At 65.7% G+C, this 19,634-nt stretch carries 16 protein-coding genes; 3 read left to right on the forward strand and 13 right to left on the reverse strand.

The features are described 5' to 3' along the window. Window positions 1-59 precede the first annotated feature (59 nt). From AABA84_RS28595 to AABA84_RS28605, 3 genes are read left to right on the forward strand one after another with little or no spacing between them, the layout of a single operon-like run. The gene (locus tag AABA84_RS28595) at window positions 60-719 is read left to right on the forward strand and encodes a transferase hexapeptide repeat family protein (RefSeq protein ID WP_338313821.1); all 660 of its coding nucleotides are present in this window, start codon (window positions 60-62) and stop codon (window positions 717-719) included. Beyond that, window positions 716-1,909 carry an alpha-D-ribose 1-methylphosphonate 5-triphosphate diphosphatase gene (locus tag AABA84_RS28600; protein ID WP_338313822.1) on the forward strand — a complete coding sequence of 398 codons (1,194 nt, stop codon included), beginning with the start codon at window positions 716-718 and terminating at the stop codon, window positions 1,907-1,909. The genes AABA84_RS28595 and AABA84_RS28600 overlap by 4 nt, the downstream gene beginning before the upstream one ends. A gap of 18 nt (window positions 1,910-1,927) precedes the next feature. Further along, window positions 1,928-2,626: a DUF1045 domain-containing protein gene (locus AABA84_RS28605; protein ID WP_212246054.1), complete on the forward strand. Its 699-nt coding sequence runs from the start codon at window positions 1,928-1,930 to the stop codon at window positions 2,624-2,626. 3 nt (window positions 2,627-2,629) lie between these two features. On the opposite strand, the gene AABA84_RS28610 is transcribed toward AABA84_RS28605, so the two are convergent. The 13 genes from AABA84_RS28610 to AABA84_RS28670 form a co-directional block, all read right to left on the reverse strand. Beyond that, the gene (locus tag AABA84_RS28610) at window positions 2,630-3,223 is read right to left on the reverse strand and encodes a hypothetical protein (RefSeq protein ID WP_338313852.1); all 594 of its coding nucleotides are present in this window, start codon (window positions 3,221-3,223) and stop codon (window positions 2,630-2,632) included. Between the two features lie 83 nt (window positions 3,224-3,306). Continuing rightward, the gene (locus AABA84_RS28615) at window positions 3,307-4,707 is read right to left on the reverse strand and encodes a selenium-binding protein SBP56-related protein (protein ID WP_338305823.1); all 1,401 of its coding nucleotides are present in this window, start codon (window positions 4,705-4,707) and stop codon (window positions 3,307-3,309) included. A gap of 390 nt (window positions 4,708-5,097) precedes the next feature. Further along, window positions 5,098-6,036 carry a dihydrodipicolinate synthase family protein gene (locus AABA84_RS28620; protein ID WP_212246056.1) on the reverse strand — a complete coding sequence of 313 codons (939 nt, stop codon included), beginning with the start codon at window positions 6,034-6,036 and terminating at the stop codon, window positions 5,098-5,100. Window positions 6,037-6,165: 129 nt separating this feature from the next. Next, window positions 6,166-8,247 carry a methyl-accepting chemotaxis protein gene (locus AABA84_RS28625; RefSeq protein ID WP_338313823.1) on the reverse strand — a complete coding sequence of 694 codons (2,082 nt, stop codon included), beginning with the start codon at window positions 8,245-8,247 and terminating at the stop codon, window positions 6,166-6,168. A gap of 139 nt (window positions 8,248-8,386) precedes the next feature. Beyond that, entirely contained in the window at window positions 8,387-9,157 is a 771-nt protein-coding gene (locus AABA84_RS28630) for an enoyl-CoA hydratase (RefSeq protein WP_338313824.1), read from the reverse strand. Between the two features lie 12 nt (window positions 9,158-9,169). Continuing rightward, window positions 9,170-9,634 (reverse strand): MarR family winged helix-turn-helix transcriptional regulator, encoded by a 465-nt coding sequence (locus tag AABA84_RS28635; protein WP_338313825.1) that lies wholly within the window; start codon window positions 9,632-9,634, stop codon window positions 9,170-9,172. 49 nt (window positions 9,635-9,683) lie between these two features. Further along, complete coding sequence (locus AABA84_RS28640; protein WP_445083427.1) at window positions 9,684-11,300, reverse strand: tannase/feruloyl esterase family alpha/beta hydrolase; 1,617 nt, start codon at window positions 11,298-11,300, stop codon at window positions 9,684-9,686. A gap of 141 nt (window positions 11,301-11,441) precedes the next feature. Further along, window positions 11,442-12,896, reverse strand: a complete 1,455-nt coding sequence (locus tag AABA84_RS28645) for a GntP family permease (RefSeq protein ID WP_212246063.1) — start codon at window positions 12,894-12,896, stop codon at window positions 11,442-11,444. A 3-nt stretch (window positions 12,897-12,899) separates the two neighbouring features. After that, window positions 12,900-13,919 (reverse strand): patatin-like phospholipase family protein, encoded by a 1,020-nt coding sequence (locus tag AABA84_RS28650; protein ID WP_212246065.1) that lies wholly within the window; start codon window positions 13,917-13,919, stop codon window positions 12,900-12,902. Between the two features lie 223 nt (window positions 13,920-14,142). Continuing rightward, window positions 14,143-15,387, reverse strand: coding sequence for a phosphoglycerate dehydrogenase (gene serA / locus AABA84_RS28655; RefSeq protein ID WP_338313827.1), 1,245 nt, complete (start codon window positions 15,385-15,387; stop codon window positions 14,143-14,145). A gap of 284 nt (window positions 15,388-15,671) precedes the next feature. Further along, on the reverse strand, window positions 15,672-16,904 hold the full coding sequence (locus tag AABA84_RS28660) for a rhodanese-like domain-containing protein (protein WP_338313828.1): 1,233 nt from the start codon (window positions 16,902-16,904) through the stop codon (window positions 15,672-15,674). Between the two features lie 96 nt (window positions 16,905-17,000). Beyond that, window positions 17,001-18,284 (reverse strand): DUF1963 domain-containing protein, encoded by a 1,284-nt coding sequence (locus tag AABA84_RS28665; RefSeq protein ID WP_338313829.1) that lies wholly within the window; start codon window positions 18,282-18,284, stop codon window positions 17,001-17,003. A 164-nt stretch (window positions 18,285-18,448) separates the two neighbouring features. Further along, window positions 18,449-19,633: a PepSY-associated TM helix domain-containing protein gene (locus AABA84_RS28670; RefSeq protein ID WP_338313830.1), complete on the reverse strand. Its 1,185-nt coding sequence runs from the start codon at window positions 19,631-19,633 to the stop codon at window positions 18,449-18,451. Window position 19,634: the final 1 nt, after the last annotated feature.

Below are 19,634 nucleotides of genomic sequence, written 5' to 3' on the forward strand. Positions count from 1 at the left end.
CGACGTTGTCATCAAGCCGCTCGAAGAGGAACGCCCGCCCTCGCACTTCCGGACGCAACATGGCCGCCAAAACTCTTTCGGTCCAGCCGACCATCGATCCCTCGGCCAAGCTGCATGAGACCAGGCTCGGCGCCTATACCGAGGTCGGCGCGCGCACCATCCTGCATGAAGTGGCGATGGGCGATTACTCCTATGTCGTGAACGATGCCCAGATCACCTACACCACCATCGGAAAGTTCTGCTCGATCGCGGCCATGACGCGCATCAATCCCGGCAATCATCCGATGCACCGCGCGACCCAGGCGCATTTCACCTATCGCTCGAGCGCCTACTTCGAAGGCGAGAATGACGACGCCGAGTTCTTCGAGTGGCGGCGCCAGCATCACGTCCATATCGGCCACGACGTCTGGATCGGCCACGGCGCGATCGTGCTGCCGGGCTGCAACATCGGCACCGGCGCGGTGATCGCGGCCGGCGCCATCGTCACCAAGGACGTGCCCGCCTACACCATCGTCGCCGGCAATCCGGCCCGCATCGTGCGGCGGCGTTTCTCCGAGGAGATCGCCGGACGGCTTGCGCGGCTCGCCTGGTGGGACTGGGATCACGACAAGTTGCGTGAAGCCCTGCCCGATTTCCGCAAGCTCGGGATTGAAGATTTTCTTGCGGCATACGAAGCACGGGCAAGCTCCTCAACCAGCAAACGAAGCGCGGTCGCGTGACAGACATTTTCCTTGAAGGCGGCCGGGCCCTGATCGGCACCGAGCTCGTCGAGACCTCACTCAGCGTCTCCGGAACGGACATTGCAGAGGTCGATGCTTCTCGCGGCCGGGCGCGGCTGACAATCGATTCGCGCAACCTGCTGGTGCTGCCCGGCATCGTCGACCTGCACGGCGATGCCTTCGAGCGGCAGATGATGCCGCGCGCCGGTGTCGACTTCCCGATCGACGTCGCGCTCGCCGACAGCGATCGCCAGGCGATCAGCAACGGCATCACCACCGTGTTTCACGCCACCACCTGCTCGTGGGAGCCGGGCCTGCGCAGCGCCGACAATGCGCGCGGCCTGATGGAGGCCATCGAGCGGCAGCGTCCGCAATTCGCCGCCGACACCCGCTTCCACCTGCGGCACGAGACCTACAATCTCGACGCCGAGGCCGAGATCAGCCTGTGGCTCGACGAAGGCCGCGTCGATCTGTTCGCCTTCAACGACCACATGGACGGCACCGTCGCCGACATGGCCAAGCCGCGCAAGCGCAACCGCATGGTGGAGCGCACCGGGCTGTCAGCGGAGGAATTCGACCGGCTGGTCGAACGCGTGGTCTCGCGCGCCGACGAGGTGCCGGCTTCGGTTGCGCGGCTGGCCGCCGTAGCACGCTCGGCCGAGGTGCGGATGCTCTCGCACGATGACGCAACGCCGGCGATGCGCCGGGAGTTTCGAGAGCTCGGCGCTGATATCGCGGAGTTTCCGGTCAACGAGGAGACGGCGCAGGCGGCGGCAAGCCATGGCGATGCCATCGTCTACGGCGCGCCGAACGTCGTGCGCGGCGGCAGCCACACCGGCTGGACCAAGGCCGCCGACATGATCGCCAAGGGGCTCTGCTCAGTGCTGGCGTCGGACTATTATTATCCCGCGCAGCTGCTCGCCGCGTTCCGCCTCGCCGCCGACGGCGTGCTGCCGCTGACGGAAGCCTGGAATCTGGTCTCCGCCGGCCCGGCGCGTGCCACCGGCCTTGCCGATCGCGGCGTGCTCGCGGAAGGTTGCCGCGCCGACATTCTGCTGGTCGACGACAGCGTGAAGCTGCGGCCACGGCTGATCGCGGTGATCGCAGGCGGAAAGCTGGTCCATCTCACCGATGCGGCGCGGCTGCTCACTGCTGTGGCGACGCCGCGCGAGGCTGTCGTCGCGGCCTAAATTGGTTATGCTGAGGCGATGACAGGTTTTCCCCGCTACGCGATCTATTTTGCCTCCGGCAGTGACAGCGCGCTGTCCCGCTTCGGCGCCGAGTTGCTCGGCTACGATGCCTACACCGGCAACGAATTGCCGTTCCCGCATGATGCGCTGCATGTCGCGCCGGACTGGCGCGACGTCAGCGCCGATCCACGCAAATACGGCTTTCACGCCACGCTGAAGGCGCCGATGGCGCTCGCATCAGACAGGACCGAAGCGGAACTGATGGCCGCCTGCGCCGCATTCGCCGGCAAGGCACGGCCGCGTCCCGTGATCCGGCCGATCGTGGATTCCATCAGCGGCTTCATCGCCGTCATTCCAGCCGAGCCGGTCGATGCGCTCCAGCGGCTCGCCGCCGATTGCGTCCGCGACTTCGATTCCTTCCGCGCCGCGCTGTCGGCGGACGATCGCGCGCGACGCAGACCCGAGAAACTCAGCGAGCGGCAGCGCGACTATCTCGACCGCTGGGGCTACCCTTACGTGATGGAAGAATTCCGCTTCCACATGACGCTGACGGGGCGGCTGGATGCCGAGCGCCGCGGACCGATCCTGGAGATGCTGAGGCCGCGGTTTGCGACGCTCGGTCTCGAGACGCTGACGATCGACCGCATCGCGCTGTTTCGGCAGGACGACGCGTCGGCAAGATTCCACATCGTCGACGAGTGGCCTCTGGCACAGTAGACCTCAGCGCCAGCTCGCGAGATTCAAGGCGAGCGCCACCGCGCCAACCAGAACGAGGCTGGCCGCCCAGACTGCATCCAGATTGAACCAGCTTCGCGAGACGAACCTCAATCCAAGATGGCGGTAGACCAGCCACGCCAAGCATCCGCCGGCGCCGACCATGGCGGCAACGTGCACCAGGGACACCAGCACCGCCATCCCCAGACTTGTCTTCATCAGCGCGCCCGCCGCCTCATGACCGGCATCGAATTCGAAGGCCTGGCAGAGCCCGAGATAGATCGGCACGAGCATCAAGGCGGCGCCGTGAGCAATGGCGACGGCAAATGACCAGAGCGCCAATTGCGTCGGCGGAATTCGTGCCAGCGTGCGCGGATGACGCCGCGCGATCAGCCGATAAACGCCGAAGCCGATGACGAGAAGGCTCGCGCCTGTCTGGATCGAACGCTGCCACTCGGCCAGCACGAGCAGGAACGCGAATGGCAGCAGCACGAGAAATGTTGCCAGGAGATGCCCGGCCGACAGGGCCCACAACGCACGAAAGAGCGCGCGCGGGCTCTTGTCCATGAGTCCGGCCGAAACGGCGAGCGGCCATCCCATCCCCGGATTGACTCCGTGATAGAGGCCGCTCGCAACAAGAGCGAGCCACAGCCAGCCAAGCGCCGGGCTCGCGTGCCCACCATCTAGACCGACGGGTAGCAAAAGGAGTCCGTCGAACAATCGCCGCCCTCCAGCCTGATCTGGTGCGCACGATAGCCGTCCGGGAAGCTCACGAAATAGTCCTTGTCGAGCTCGAGGCCGCCGTTGCGACCGACATTGGCCATGACCTCCACGCCCGGAACGCCATCGGGATAGAACTGGTCGTCCCAGGTGGAATAGAGCGAATTGGTCCAGTACACGCGCCGGCCGTCGCGGCTGATCTCAACCATTTGCGGGCCGGCCGCAAAGGACTTGCCATTCGGATGCGCTGTACGGCGTGCGATGCCGCCGATGTGGACGGAGCCCGCAAGCTTCGGCTTTCTGGGATCGGTGACGTCGTACTGGCGCATTTCACCGGTGCCCCAGCACGACACATAGAGAAACCGGTCATCCATCGACAGGTCGATGTCGGTCACCAGCGGCGGCACGGCGCCAAATCCCTGCAGCAGCGGCGGGAGCTTCTCCTTTGGCGCGGGCTCGGGCGGGATCGTTGCCGTCTTCTCGGCATGGAATTTCCCGCCTTCGCGCCACCAGGTCCAGATCGATGCTTCGAGATTGGTGGTGTCGACCACGACGCCCACGAAGCCGTATTCGCGAACCGGATCGTGCGCAGGCCGCACCTCCAGCGCCATCTGATGATTGGCGCCAAGGTCGATGGTCTGCACGTTGCGCCGGGCGCGAAGATCCCAGAAGTGGAGACGATGGCCATATTTATTCGCCAGCAGATCCTCCGGGACGATCCCGTTCTCGAACTGCGGCGGCAAGGCCCATTCGCTCGTCACCATGTAATCGCGCGGCAGATTCCACCAGAAGTCATAATGCAGCGTCTGCGGACCGCGGTCGATCTCCCATCGTCCAAGGACCTCGAACGTCTCGCAATCCATGATGAAGACGCCTGGCGGCCCGTTGGTGCCGTCCTTGCCGCCGCCACCCAGCGTGCTCACGTAAATACCGTCCGGCCCGCAATGGATGGTGTGCGGCCGCGAATAGCCGGTCTTCTTGAAGATTTCCTCGGGCTCGATGATCTTGTGGATCTTGGCTTTGGTCGGATCTGGCTTGGTATCGATGATGTAGATCCGCGACGAACGGATTCCGGGGATGATGAGATAGCGCCGCTCGATGAAGGCATGGCCGGCGAGCGGCGACAGAGCGGAAGAGCAGGCATTCCAGCCGAAGTGGTGAAACTCATCGCCCTTGTTGGGCATCGTCACGGTGTGGACGATCTGGCTGTAGGTCGGCGATCCCGGCTTGACGTCGATGACCGCGAGAGCATCCGGCTTCGAGAAATCCGGACTGAGCAGCAACGTGTAGGCGAAGTTCTCCGCAGGTGCTTCCATCGCAAGCCTGGGCGATGCGTGAAATGTGGGATCCGGCCTCATCGTCATGGCACTGCCTCCCTGTTCTGTCGGTTCGCGCAACCTGGCTCGGGATAACGGCATTATGAAGAGGTGTTACACGATGTCTCGAGATGCTCCGCGGGGCCTGGTTGGCGAACGTACCCTACTTCATCGCAGGGCTGCGGGAAACGGCCCGAACCGCGCTAATTCGACGCCTCCAGGCGAAATGGGCCGATGAGATGAGGCGAGCGCGCACCTCACCCTCCGTGTCGTCCCGGCCTAGTGCGCAATTGCGCACGGGGGGCCGGGACCCATAACCCCAGGGAGAGGTTATGAAACGAGCTGCCGACTCCAAGTCTTCGCCACACTTCTCCCTGTGGCTATGGGTCCCGGATCGGCGCGCGCTTAGGGCGCGCTTGTCCGGGACGACAGTGGGGCTTACTTCCCCCACCGCAGCGCCAGCGCGTCGCGCTCCTTGGCGAGTTCCAGCAAGCCCGCGCGCGTGGCCGGATGCAGCGGCTGCAAGGGATGGCGCACCGCGTCCGACTTGATCACGCCGCCGGCCTGCATCATCGCCTTGCAGGCGATCAGGCCGCATTGGCGGTTCTCGTAGTTGATCAGCGGCAGCCAGCGCTCATAGGCGGCCTTCGCTTCCTCGCGCTTGCCGGCGAAATAGGGATCGACGATCTGGCGGATGCCGTCGGGATAGCCGCCGCCGGTCATCGCGCCGGTAGCGCCGGCATCGAGATCGGCGAGCAGCGTGATCGCCTCCTCGCCGTCCCAGGGGCCCTCGATGTCCTTGCCGCCCGCCTCGATCAGGCTGCGGAGCTTTGAGGCCGCGCCGGGCACCTCAATCTTGAAATAGCGGATGTTGGCGAAGTCGCGCGCCAGCCGCGCCAGCAGCTCGACCGACAGCGGCGTGCCCGCGACCGGCGCGTCCTGGATCATGATCGGAATGGTGATGGCGCCCGACAGCACCTTGAAGAATTCGACGATGCCTTTCTCAGGGACCCGGAAGGTCGCGCCATGATAGGGCGGCATCACCATCACCATGGCGGCGCCCGCGGCTTCGGCCTGCTGGCTGCGCGCGGCGCAGACGGCCGAGCTGAAATGCGTGGTGGTGACGATCACGGGAACCCGGCCCGCGACATGCTCCAGCACCGCATGCATCACGGTTTCCCGCTCGGCATCGGTGAGCACGAACTGCTCGGAGAAATTGGCGAGGATGCAGAGGCCGTTCGAGCCGGCGTCGATCATGAAATCGATGCAGCGGCGCTGGCCCTCGAGGTCGAGCTCGCCGCGCTCATCGAAGATGGTGGGCGCGACCGGGAACACGCCGCGATAGGGGCGCGGAGCCTTGTGTGGGGTGACCGGCATCGAACTCTCCATCCCTGATATGTCTTACGTCTGGCGCCGCATAGGTGATGCGGCGGCACAGATGTAGCCGCCGGAGGGACCTGCGGCAATGCCGAACGCGCGACGTCAGATGGAGAAACTGATGCGAAACTACGCGGTCTTGACCGCGCCCAAAAAGCCCTCGACCGCGACGCGGAGGCGATCGGCGTCGGCCGACATCTTCTTGACGGATTCCGACAACACCGTGCCGGCGTTGCCGGTCTCCTGATTGAGCCTGGCGACGCTACCGATGGTGTCGGTGACTTCGCGGGTACCCTGCGCGGCCTGCTGGAAGTTGCGCGAGATCTCGGTGGTGGCCGCGCGCTGCTGCTCGACCGCGGCGGCAATCGCCGTCATCTTCTCGTCGATGCCGCTGATGGCGCCGCCGATGGCGCGGATGGCGGTCACGGCCTGACCGGTGGCGCCCTGGATCTCCTCGACCTGACGCGAGATCTCTTCCGTCGCCGTCGCCGTCTGGGCGGCGAGGTTCTTGACCTCGCCTGCGACCACGGCGAAGCCCCGGCCCGCTTCACCGGCGCGCGCGGCTTCGATGGTGGCGTTCAAGGCCAGAAGGTTGGTCTGGCCGGCGATGGCGTTGATCATCTTCACGACCTCGCCGATACGGCTCGCGGTCTGGTCGAGGATCTCGACCGTCGCATTGGTCTGCTCGGCCTGCGACACCGCTTCGCGCGCCTCTCGCGCACTCGACTGTACCTGCGCGGAGATCTCGCCGACGGATGCGGAGAGCTCTTCGGTCGCCGCCGCGATGGTCTCGAGATTGTTGGTGGCCTGCTCCGCGGCGGAGGAGACCGCCGCGGTCTGGCTGCTCGATTCCGACACCAGCGAGCGCACGCCGGTTGCGGTGGCATCGAGCTCCCGCGTCGAGGCGACAACGCTGTGGATCACCGCCTGCACGGTGTCGTCAAAACTGCGGCAGGCCTCGTCGACGGTACCGGAGCGGGCCAGCTGCAAGGCCTGCTGCGATTCGCGCTCCCGGCCCAGGCGCTCGGCGGTCGCCGCGCTCTCGCGCAGGCTTTCGAGCGCCGCGGCCATGGTGCCGAATTCGTCGGGATGCCGGGATTGCGGCACCGGCGTCGCGTAGTCGCGCGCGCTGATGCGGGCGATGGCGTCGAGGATGGCGCGAACCGGGCGCATCAGGCGATTGCGCACCACGTATACGCCGGCCATGGTCACCGCGAGCGCGAGCAGGAAGGCGAGCGACTGCACGACGAGATTGGTCAGAGCCTTGGCCTGAACGGCCTCGGCACGCGCGATCGACTGATCCAGCGCCTTGGTAGCGACGCCGACAATGAGCGCGAACGGCGACTGGCAGAGCGTATTCCATTCCGCCGCGGGGAGCGCCGGCTTGCCGCTGCCGTCGAAATTCCTGGTGAGCTCGTTGATCTGCTTGAGGACGCCGTCGGTCTTGGCCTTCGCGTCCGTCGCTGCCGTGACCAGTTCCGCCGACACGTCGGGCGCGGCCAGCAGCTCGGCCATGCCCGTCCAGGCGGAGGTGATGGTGCCGTCCCATTGCGCCACCGACCGCTTCTGCGCGTCGTCGAGCGGCTTGCTGCTGTTGACGTTCGAGCGCAGCGACGAACAATGGATGCCGTAGCGGTCGCGCACCTGCCAGGCGAAGCGGCGGACCTGGATCATGCGTGCGATATAGGGATCGTTCATCCAGGCGCGGTTCGACACCGCGGTGGAGGCGAGGTTCGCGGTGTCGATGACCTTGGTGACGGCATCGTACCAGGCGTTGGTCCGCTCAATCTTGCGCTCGGCGCGCGGACGCTTGGCCTCGTCGTAAAACAGCTGGAATTGCGGCGCGGCCTCGCCCCAGCGCTGCTTCAGCGTGCCGGCGAGCTCGTCGCGGCGGGCGAAGTCGACGGTCGAGAGCGCGGCGCCGACCGCCTCATAGCCGGCCTGCTCGGCCTTCTCCGCCGCTTCGAGCTTGGCGCGCGGATCATCCTCGCCGAGCAGCGCACTCTGCGCGTCGCCGCGATTGGTCCGCAGCGACAGCACCCCCTGGAAGATCGCCTTGTCGGCAGCGGCAAGCCGCTCGGTCTCGAGACTCTCGCTGTAGCGGCCGAAGGCGCCGGCCATCTGGAACGCCGTCGAGGCCAGCGCGCCGACGGCCAGCAGGGCCATCAGAGTCAGGAGAAGCGAGCTTACCGATTTCTTAAACATTGCCATTTCTTGGAGATTGCCGTGGGTCGGGGGCCTGCTCTTCACGAGCGACCACCTTGCATCGCGACATGCCAAGGTTTGGTTAAGACTTTAATCAAACACCTGCGGTTGTGCGCGGCCGCACCTCCCGGCAGGCCGCATCCCCTCACGCGACCCTGGTGAAATCGGGCGGACGGCGCTCGGCAAAGGCCGTGAACGCCTCGCGAGCCTCGGCGGTGCGCAGGCGCTGCGCGAACTGCTCGCCTTCGGCCTGCATCTGCGCGACCAGCGCCTCGCCGTTGCGCATCAGCTTCTTGGTGGCGGTGAGCGCGCCGGCCGGCTGGCGGGCAAGACGCTGCGCCAGCGCCAGCGCCTCGGCATCGAGCTTGTCGAGTGGCACCACGCGGTTGGCGAGGCCCCATTCCAGCGCGGCCTTCGCCGGCACGGTCTCACCCAGCGCGAACATCTCGTAGGCGCGGGCATGGCCGATGCGCGCCGGCATCAGCAGGCTGGAGGCAGCCTCCGGCACCAGCGCCAGGCTGACGAAGGGCGTCGACAGTTGCGCGTTGTCGGCGAGCACGACGAGGTCGCAATGCAGCAGCATCGTGGTGCCGACGCCGACGGCGCGGCCCTGCACCGCGGCAACCAGCGGCCGGGTGCAGCGCGCCAGCGACTGGATGAAACGCACGACGTTGCGGCTGCCCTCGGACTTGCCGGCTGCAACCGCGGCGAATTCGCCGACGTCGTTGCCGGCAGTGAACATGTCGCCCTCGCCGCGGATCAGGATCACGCGGGTCGACGGATCGAACTCGGCGGATTCGATGGCGTCGGCGAGCGTGCCGTACATCGCATCCGTCAGCGCGTTCTTCTTGTCGGGACGCGCCAGCGTGAGGGTGAGGATTCCGCCATTGTTCTCGATCCGGACGTGCTCTGTCATCGATCTCTCCTTTTATTCGTCTGAAGGTCTTGTTTCTGAAGATCTTGGAAACTTGTCCTGAATGCTGGTCAGCCAGCGCGCGACGATGTCGATCTCCGCAGCCGTGAATCCGTCCGTCAGCGCGGCGTTGACCTCGGCCGCGCCTTCTTTCGCCTGCGCCAGCGCGGTCCGTCCCTTCGGCGTCAGCCAGATGCGCCAGGCACGCCCGTCCTCGCGATCGGCCCGCCGCTCGATCAATTTCGCCGCCGCCGTGCGGTCGACGAGGCCGGAAATGCCGGCCGGCCCCATGTCGAGCGCCGCGCCCGCCTCGCCCATCAGCACGCCGTCCTGCCTGCCGAGGATGAACAGCAGCCCCGCCTGCGCCGGCGTCACCTCGTTTTCCGGCCGCGCCGCCATCCAGCGCTGCAAGCGGCGCTGCGCGACGCTGAGCAGGTAGATCAGCCGATGATGCCGCGCGTCGGCCGTTTTATTTCGCATGCGAAGTAGATAGCCGGGCGCAAGCTTGTTGTCAAACGGGCCGCCTCGTTTACGGCGCGCAGGTGAAGCTCGCCGCCTCCGTCACCGCACCCGTCTTGTAGTGCGGCCAGGCCGGCCAGCGGCACAGCGGCAGCGCGCGCAGCGTCGCGAATGAGGGTGCCTCGACCTTCTGCTCGGCAACTTCGAGGTCGCCGGGCGCCTTGCCTTTCTCGACCCAGTCGACCAGCACGCTCAACATATCGACATTGGCCGGTGCGCCGGAGCCGACATGGTCGACGCCGGGTGCGGTGTAGAGCCGCGCGAACTCCGCCGTCTCGGCCTTGCCGAGCTTGCGCTCGACGCTCTCGAAATAGCGAATGCCGGCATAGGGGCTCTGTGCGTAGTCGGCCATGTGCTCGAGCATGATCAGACGGCCGCCGCGGGCGCGGAAGCGGCCGAGATCGGGATCGGTCGAGTCCATCAGGCTGGAGACCTCGAGCAGCCGCGCCTTGTGCTCCTCCACCTTGTAGGTGGTGACATCGAGCTTGGGATCGCGCGCGAAGACATATTGAATGCCGCCGGCGCCGTAGATCCAGGCGATGCCGTTGTTGGGCGCAGGCGGCTGCGCCGGCGGCGCGGTGCCGAGCCACCACGCCACCCAGCCGCCGGTCGGGCCGATCGCCGGCGTATCCTCCCCCGACACGCCCCAGCCGGGATAGTCGTCGAGACCGTTGGCAAGCGTGAACGGGAATTTGTAGGTCCCGTGCAAGGTATCGATCGCCTTGATCTGCGCATCGGTCAGGCACTGTTCGCCGCTCTGGCCAGCCGCGCAACGCAGCGTCTCGACCTTGAATGCCGCCTTGCAGGCGACAGGGTCCTGCACCAGCGCATCGTCGGAGCCGTCGGCCTTGTCACAGGCCGCTCGCACGGCCTCGCCGACGAGCTTGACCTGCGCCGGATTGATCCAGCCCGCACCCATGGTGACGAGACCCGAACGCATGCCGGCATGTTGCAGGCCGACCCAGTTGATCACGGGCACGCGTGCGAAGATGCCGTCGAAATCATCGGGATAGCGTTGCGCCATGGTCAGGCCTTCGCGGCCGCCCTCGGACGAACCCATGAAATACATCTTGTCCGGCTTCTTGCCGTAGGCGCGCTCCATCAGCCCAACGGCCGCATCGCGCACCTTCTTGTAGGCACGGTGAGCAAAATTCTCGAAGGCTTCGTCATTCAGCGCAAAGACCTGCGGCGGCTCGCCTTGCCTGGTCTCGTGGCCCGAATCGGTGCCGTAAGTGACGAAGCCGCGCGCCAGCGGCGACGGCTTGTCGAACGGATAGGCCGGCGGCAGCGCAAGGCCGGTGATCAGCACGCCGTTGAAACCACCGCCGCCATATTGCAGCGAGCGGCCGTTCCATTCGACGGGAAGGTTGACCTGGAATTTGATCGGCGGCGCCTTGGAGTCGACCGGATCGATATGACCGAGCACCTTGCAGAAGCCGGGGTTGGCCGGCGTGACGCGCCCGGACGGCGTCGGCCCGCGTTCGGCGACGGCAATCGGCGTGGGCGCCTGCAAGGTCGCTGAGTCGATCTTCACGGCATCGGCGCCGCCGACGAGACCCTTGCAGACCGCATCGGCGTCCTCTGCCAGCGTTGCCGCCGACGCCGTGCCTGCACCCAGTGTCGCCATCGAGCTTACTAGCAATGCACACAGCTTCGCTTTCTTTCGCGTCATCGTTTCCACCCGGCTTTCTCGATTTGTTGCGTCGACGGCTGGCCGCATTCAATGCAACCTTCGCCCTCGCGTCAATCGCGCACGTCGAACCGTCCGTCAGAATGATCCGAGCACGCTCCCCAAGGCGATCACGGCCAGCAGCGCCAATAGCGACGTCACGATGCCCACCATCACAATGTCGAGATAGCTGTCGCGATGGGTCAGGCCGCAGATCGCGAGCAGGCTGACCACCGCACCGTTGTGCGGCAGGATGTCCAGCGTCCCCGAACCGATCACCGCAACGCGATGCATCAGCGCAAGGTCGATGCCGCTGCGCGCGGCAATCTCGACATAGGTCTGGCCGAGCGCGTCGAGCGCGATCGTCAAGCCGCCGGATGCCGAGCCGGTCAGCGCGGCCAGAATATTGGTCGCAACCGCGAGCGAGACCAACGGGCCACCTTCGATCGCGAGCACCCAGTCGCGCACCGTTTCGAAAGCCGGCAGCGCCGCGATGACCGCGCCGAATCCGACGAGGCTGGCGACGCTGAGCGCCGGCAGAACCGATGCATTGGCACCGGCGTCCATGGTCTGCCGCAGAGAGGGAAGCCGGGCCCAATTGAGAAAGATGGTCGTGGCGATGGCAGCGGCCAGTGCGGTGCTGACCGACCACACACCAGCGACCGCCGCCAACGATGTAGCGCCGAAGCGCTGCTCGCTCAGATACGAGACATCGAGCCGCGGCAACACCAGGAGCGACATCACCAGATTGACAGCCACGACGACGGCCAGCGGCAGGATGGCACTCACCACCGGAGCGGACATCTCGCTGCGCCGTCCATGCCGGATCTCGGCCGGATCGAACTCTCGTGCGGTGGTGGCGTATTCGCGGACCAGCTCGTCATCGACGGCACGTTCGGCCGCACCCTCCATGTCCCCGCCATAGCCTTCCCCCACACGGCGAGCCGCGGCTTCGGCGCGGCGCAACCACCATAATCCCGCGCCAACCATGATGAGGGAGGCGATGATGCCGAGTCCGGGCGCGGCAAAAGGCGTTGTGCCGAAGAACGGCATCGGGATCGCGTTCTGGATCGATGGCGTGCCCGGCAAGGCCGACATCGTGAAGGTCGACGTGCCCAGCACGATCGTAGCCGGAATCAACCGCCGCGGAATCGCGGCGGCACGAAACAGCGAGCGGGCCATGGGGACGATCACGAAGAATGCGACGAACAGGCTGACGCCGCCATAGGTGACCATCGCGCCGGCGAGCACGACCGCCAGGATCACGCGGCGCTCGCCGAGCCGTCTCGCCATGAAGGTGGCAACCGACGTGACCGCCCCGCTATCGTCCATCAGTTTCCCGAATACGGCGCCAAGCAGGAAGATCGGGAAGAACTGCGCCAGGAATCCCGCGGCATTCACCATGAAGATCTGCGTCAAGTTCGCAAGCAGCGGCTCGCCGCCGAACAGCGCCGCGACGAGCGCGGCGAACGGCGCCAGCAGGAGAACGCTCCAGCCGCGGAAGGCGAATAGGACGAGAAGGCCGAGCCCGACGAGAATGCCGAGAAGCCCCACGTCTCAGCACTCCGACAGCAGGATGTCGAGATCGGCGGTCGAGCGCTGACCGATATCCGCGCCGTGCTCGTCGAGGAACGTTTCGGCCGCCCGACGTCCTTCGCCGTGCAGCATCGAGACGAATTCCCATTCGGCATTGAGCTTGGAGGAGGCGCCGAACTTCGCCAACATGTCGCTCTTGACGCGGTGGGTCCGCATCTTCGCCCAGCGCGCGCCCTCGCCGCTCCCCGGGTCCGCCGCCTGACGTAGCAACGCGATCATACGCAACTCCTTCATCAGCGGTGAGTTGAACGAAATCTCGTTCAGCCGATTGAGGATCTCCGCAGCAGTCCGCGGCTCTTCCTGCTTTTCGGCCGGATTGATCTGCACCAGGATGGTGTCGTGCGCGTCGCTTTCGCGAATGAGCGGTGTGATGGTCGGGTTGCCGGCAAAGCCGCCATCCCAATACGGTTCGCCGTCGATCTCGATCGCGCGGAACATGGTCGGCAGGCAGGCCGACGCGAGCAACACGTCAACCGTGATCTCCGCGTTGCGGAAGATGCGTCCTCGCCCGGTGCGCACCCGCGTCGCAGTGATGAACAGCTTGATCGGCGAGCGCGCGAGGCGCTCGAAATCGATGCTCTCGGCCAGCACCGCATGCAGCGGATTGTAGCCGGTCGGATTGAGGTCGTAGGGGGAGAGCACCCGCGACATCAGGTCGGTCAGGATGTAGGCCGGCGACGTATCGAGCGTCCAGCGCCCCATCAGCCGGTCGAGCGGCGAGCGCTGGAGCGGGCTGAAGGCCGCGGCCTTCGAAACGCGGCGCCAGTATTGTTCGAGCGCGTCACGCGCACCCTCGGCGCCGCCGGCCGTCCACCCATCCGCCAGCACCGCTGCGTTCATCGCGCCCGCGGACGTCCCGGAGATCGCGGCGATCGTAAGCCGCTTCTCTTCCAGCAGGCGGTCGAGCACGCCCCAGGTGAAGGCGCCATGCGAACCGCCGCCTTGAAGCGCGAGGTCAATCAGTACGGTGTCCGGTTCCATCGCGGCACTCACGCAACTGAAGCTCAAATTCGACGCGATTTGTCACGTGCGCGTCGAAGTCGATGGCGTAGTGTAGAGAGCCTTGGCGGCGGAATGCAACCGGAACGTGGGCCCCTCGCCGTCTAAAGCGCGATGCGATTAGGATGAATCGTCATCGCGCTTTAGGTCGTTGTTTAAGCATGATCTTTTCGGAAAACCGCTGCGCACTTTTCCGGATCATGCTTTAGTGCTCGAACACCAGCCGCGCGCCGACCGTGCCGTCGAGGCTGCGGATCTGCTGGAGCAGCGTTGCGGAATCCTGGCCGCCGAGATCGGCATCGAGCACGACGTAACCGAGATCGCCGGCCGTCTCCAGATATTGCGCGGCGATGTTGATGTCACGCTGGAGGAAGACCTCGTTGAGACGCCGCAGCATGCCGGGCACGTTGCGATGGACGTGGCTGAAGCGCGCGCCGGAGGGACGCAGATGCAGCTGCACTTCGGGGAAATTCACCGCGCCCATGGTCGATCCCGTGATGAAATAGTCGACCAGCTTGCGCGCGACCTCGCCGCCGATGCGCTCCTGCGCCTCCTCGGTCGAGCCGCCGATATGCGGTGTGAGGATGACGTTCTCGAGGCCCTGCATGGGGCTCTTGAAACGGTCGGAGTTCGACGACGGCTCGACCGGAAACACGTCGACGGCGGCGCCGGCAAGATGGCCGTCCCGCAAAGAGCGAGCGAGCGCATCGAGATCGACCACGGTGCCGCGGCTGTTGTTGATCAGGAACGAGCCCGGCTTCATCGCCCGCAGCTCCTTCTCGCCGATCATGCCTGATGTCTCCGGCGTCTCCGGCACATGCAGGCTGACGACGTCGCTTTGCGCCAGCAGCTCTTCCAGCCTCTCGACCGGCTCGGTGTTGCCGTGGCGGAGCTTGTCGGTGCGGTCGAAATAAATCACGCGCATGCCGATGGCCTCGGCGAGCGTCGAGAGCTGCGAGCCGATATTGCCGTAGCCGACGATGCCGAGGGTGCGGCCGCGCACCTCGCGGCTGCCGGTCGCCGATTTGTCCCAGCCGCCCTCATGGGCCGACACCGAGCGCGGGAAGATCCGCCGCAGCAGCATCACGATCTCGCCGATCACCAGCTCGGCGACGCTGCGCGTGTTGGAGAACGGCGCGTTGAACACGGGAATGCCGCGCTTACGCGCTGCCGCAAGATCGACCTGGTTGGTGCCGACGCTGAAGCAGCCGACGGCGAGAAGCTGGTCGGCGGCCGCGAGCACCTCGTCGGTGATCTGGGTGCGCGAACGGATGCCGAGCAGCGACACGCCCTTGAGCGCGCGCCGCAGGTCCTCGCCATCCAGCGCCTTGGTCAGCCGCTCGACATTGGTGAAGCCCGCGCCCTTGAAAAGGTCGACAGCGCTGTCATTGACGCCTTCGAGCAGCAGCGCCTTGGCACTCCGCTCAGGGCTTTGGCCTGGGGCTGGCATGGTGTCTCCATAGATGATGAGCTTTGCCGCAGCTCATAGACCGTGGACGGTGCGCGGCACAATAGGGGTCGGATACGGGGAGAAGATGGCGGGTGGTAGATGTTTACAGCGCCGGGCCGCGGCGGCCGTCCCGTCATCCTGAGGTGCGAGTGGCGCGATGCGCAGCATCGCGCCGGGAGCCTCGAAGGATGGACGGCCCCGATACAGCCGCGCGGAGGGAGCCGGGCCGTCGCCCTTCGAGGCTCGCCGAAGAGGCGAGCGCCTCAGGGTGACGGATAACACCGTCAAATCACATAGAACCCGTGCGTACCGTCACGGCGGAGCTGCTCGACTAGGCCGTATTCCCAGTCGAGATAGGCCTGCATCGCGGCTTGCGCGACGTCGGTGCCTTCATAGGGCCGGCGGTAGCGGTGGGTCGGATCGGGCTTGGGCAGCACGCGCGGCGGGCCGATTTCGAGCGCGGCGTCATAACCGCCCTCGCGCACATAGACCTCCCAGCCCATCTGCGCCAGCCACGACGCCGTCATGTCGGCACGGACGCTCCTGTCGTCGGTCAGGAGAATGCGCGCGCCGCGCACGGGCGCGGCCATGTCGGTCTCCTGCACCAGTTGGCCGCCGGGATAATGCCGAAAGCCCGGGAGATGGCCGGCCGCATACTCCTCGGCGTCGCGCACGTCGAAGCGATAGAGCGTACGGTCGGTCTGCGCGACAAGCGCAGCCATCTCGCTCGCGCCGATATGGCGAACGCCGGCGCGATAGGCGACGTCGCGCGCATTGGCCGGGCCGCTCTCGAACGAGCCGATCGCGCCGCGCCTGTCAGCGCCGTGATCGAGCGTGTGTCGCGCCAGCGTCCAGCCGATGGTGCCGTTGCGCAGCGCCCGGACCTTGTTGGGCACGCCGGCATTGATCAGCGACTGAGTGCCGATGATCGAGCGGGTGCGGCCGGCGCAATTGACGATGATGGTGGTTTCAGGATCGGGTGCGGCCTGCCCTGCCCGCAGCACCAGCTCCGCACCGGGCACGCTGACCGAGCCCGGAATGTTCATGGTCGCATATTCGTCGAAACGGCGGACGTCGAGGATGGCGATGTCAGCCTTGTCCGCGATGAGTTTCGCCACCTCGTCGGCGCTGAACGAGGGCGTGTGCCTGCGCGCCTCGACCAGTTCGCCGAACGCTTTGGAATAGGAATTGACGTCCTCGAAGACCTCATAGCCCGCCGCCCGCCAGGCTTTCAGCCCGCCTTCGAGCGCGCTGATATCGGTGTAGCCGAGCGCGGCAAGACGCTCCGCGCCGGTCGCGACAAGTCCCTCGACGTCATCATAGAGAACGATCGGCACGTTCTTGCGCGGCAGCCTCGTCTCGGCCTCGATCGCGATCCGGTCGACGGCCATGTTGGCGGAGAACAGCGGATGCCCCGTCGCAAAGCCTGCCTCGTATCTGAGATCGAGCAGCGCGATCTCCTCGCGCAGCAGCAGTGCGCGGCGGATATCGGCGGGGGTGACGGTCGGAAGCTTCATGGCATGGACCTCGAGAAGAGAGCCGTGAGCTTTTGAACCATTGCGGCGGCGTTGGCCAGCGATATTGGAGAACACGAGATACGCTCGGAGATCAGGCTAATCGCATTCGTATGTGGCGACGACCCGCGAGAAGTCGCGTTGAGCAAGCGCATCGCGGTCGATCCAGAAATGAAGCACGCCGCCGATATCCGAGTGCCAGTTGAAAAAGGCAAGATCACCCTGGATCTGAAGCAGCAACATGTCCTCCAGGTGCTCCTCCGTCGCATCCTGCGGCCCGCTGCCATATCCCAGCATCTGATGAATCGCCGTTCTGAAATGGCGGCGCTGCCCATCTTCCGCGGTCGGCGTCGTCCAATGATTTTGTCGCGCGAGATTCGCAACGTAGCTCAAAGGCGCGTCGTCGGGAGCGTCGACATCATGCGTCGCCATGCAGCGGATCGTATGGTTGATGGCATTGCCAAGGTCTCCCGCGATTTCACCCGCATAGGTGCCCACCTGCCCTTTCATCCTCTCGTAGGCCTGCACGATGTCGAACCACCAGGACCTGAAGGCTGCCTTCGTGTCCGCATCGACATCATCCATTGGGGTCAACGCCCGACACCGCTCGAGCCACCCGATCGCAGCGGCGCGAAGACGTTTCAATTCCACGGCTGCTTCGTCGGTGAGCGGCTTGCCGCAATATCCAAGCTTCAGATCGCGCTGGACGAACGATAGTACGGACCGAACCACGCAAGCGACCAGCAGCCAGTTGAAGGGCCAATCCTCGTCCTTCTCGTACTCGGGCACGCTTCGAAATTGAAGCAGATCATTCTCCGGCCGCTCGCCCGGCCCCAGCGCCTTACATAATTCCTTGATCATGAGCTCGCCTCCGACGGCATCCTCGCGGAAATAGAAGTCGCGGAACGGCCGGAAGGACACCGGATATTTGAATTCGACCTTGGAATGAAAATCGAGGTTCGGGTCGAGCCATTTCACCTGGCGGTCACCTTCGTTGCCCGCCAACGGCATCAAATCCGGCGGTGGCGCGCGGTCGGGATACGCATTGCCGTCCGTCGGGCTATAGAGGACGCGACAGGGTGGATGTCTCTCGCCAACGAACACGGAGCTGCAGAAGAAGTAGAGCGTGCCCCGCGTCGGAAGTGGCGACCAGCCGGCACCCGGCACTTCAGCCAGGTCCATCTGGGCCACGAATGTCAGCGCAACGGTCTCTAATGTTTCACAGGCCGTGACGTCTGCCGTCGGCCAGTCGACATGCGGAGGCAATTTGGGAAGCCCCCCGAAGAAACTTCGCGCCGGGTGAGCCAGCGGCACGGGCAGATCACTGCGTCTGACGAGCACCGCAGGGAGCGCCGTCTCTTCAAGTTCGTCTCGTTCAGACATTGCTGGAGAAGTCTCCCACCGACCTGAGCGTGTGGAGAGGATCGAACCATTCCAGAGCGTCCCAGACAAGAACTTCTTAGGCCGCAATGGGACGCCTTGGAGTATCCAGGCCTCGACCGAAGAGACGAGCTGTCTTCAGGCCTCTCGCCGGCCGCCTCGCCCGCTCACTCGCCGGGAACGAGCCGTCCGAGCGGCTTCTGTGCCGGACGCCGCAACCTGCGGCGCGACAGATAGAGCAGGATGCCGGTGACCGCGAACAACGGCATCAGAATCGCGGCCATCATGAAGGCGAGCTTGCCGGGCCAGCCCAGGATCGCGCCGCGATGGATGTCGTAAATGGCCGCAACGATCTTTTCGCCGAACGTCTTGTCGGCATAGCGCTCCGCGGAAACCAGCTGGCCGGTGACGGCGTCGATACGGAATTCGTCGCGCGTGGCTTCGAGCGTCATATCTTTTCCCCACGACCGGATCCGGATCACCGTGCCCGGGCCGCCCGGCAGCGTCAGCAACGCCCTGGAGAAACGGCCACCCTCCTCGCGCTGGAACGTCGTCCATGCGTGATCGAATCCGATCGGCTGAGTCGGCTCGGGACGGCCGGCCGCACGCGGCGGCTTCGCAGGCATCTTCGCAGCAGTGACTTGCGGCCGCGCCAGCAGCCAGGTCACGCCGTCCTTGTACCATTCGAAGGAGAACGATGGCCCGGTGAGCGCCATCGTCAGATAGATCGGCAGGACCCAGGTGCCGATCACGGTGTGCAGCGACCGGTGCAGTCCGCGGCCGCTGAGCCCGAGATTGGGCCTTAGCCACATCTTCACGCTGCCGGCCCGACGCGGCCAGCGCAGCACGAGGCCCGACACCAGCATGACGATCAGGCCGAGCGCGATCGTGCCGGTGATCGGACGTCCCCAGCCCTTGCCGTCGCCGGGAATGAGCAGCCAGCGATGCAGCCGGCGCACGGTCGCGAAAAACGCTTCGCCGCGCGGCGAGCCGAGCACGTTAGCGTCATAGGGATCGACATAGAGCGAAGTCGGCCGGTCGCCCCGATCGTCACGGGCAAAGCGGACATGAACCGCCGCAGATGGATCGCTCGACAACGTGACAGCGGCGACCTTGCCGAGGTCCCGCGCCGCCTTCAGCCGCACTACAAGTTCGTCCGGCATCAGCGCCGGCGTCTGGCGCGGCGCGACCTGCATGATGCCGGCGTTGAGATGATCGACGATCTCGTCCTCGAAACTCATGATCGCGCCGGTCAGCGCGATCAGGGACACCAGCAGCGCGAGAACCAGGCCCACGATGGAATGGACCTGGAACAGGACCGCCTTGATCGCGTGTCCCAGCCGCGCTGCCATG

Origin of the sequence: Bradyrhizobium sp. TM239, assembly GCF_036247985.1 — a bacterium.
GTDB lineage: Bacteria > Pseudomonadota > Alphaproteobacteria > Rhizobiales > Xanthobacteraceae > Bradyrhizobium > Bradyrhizobium ottawaense.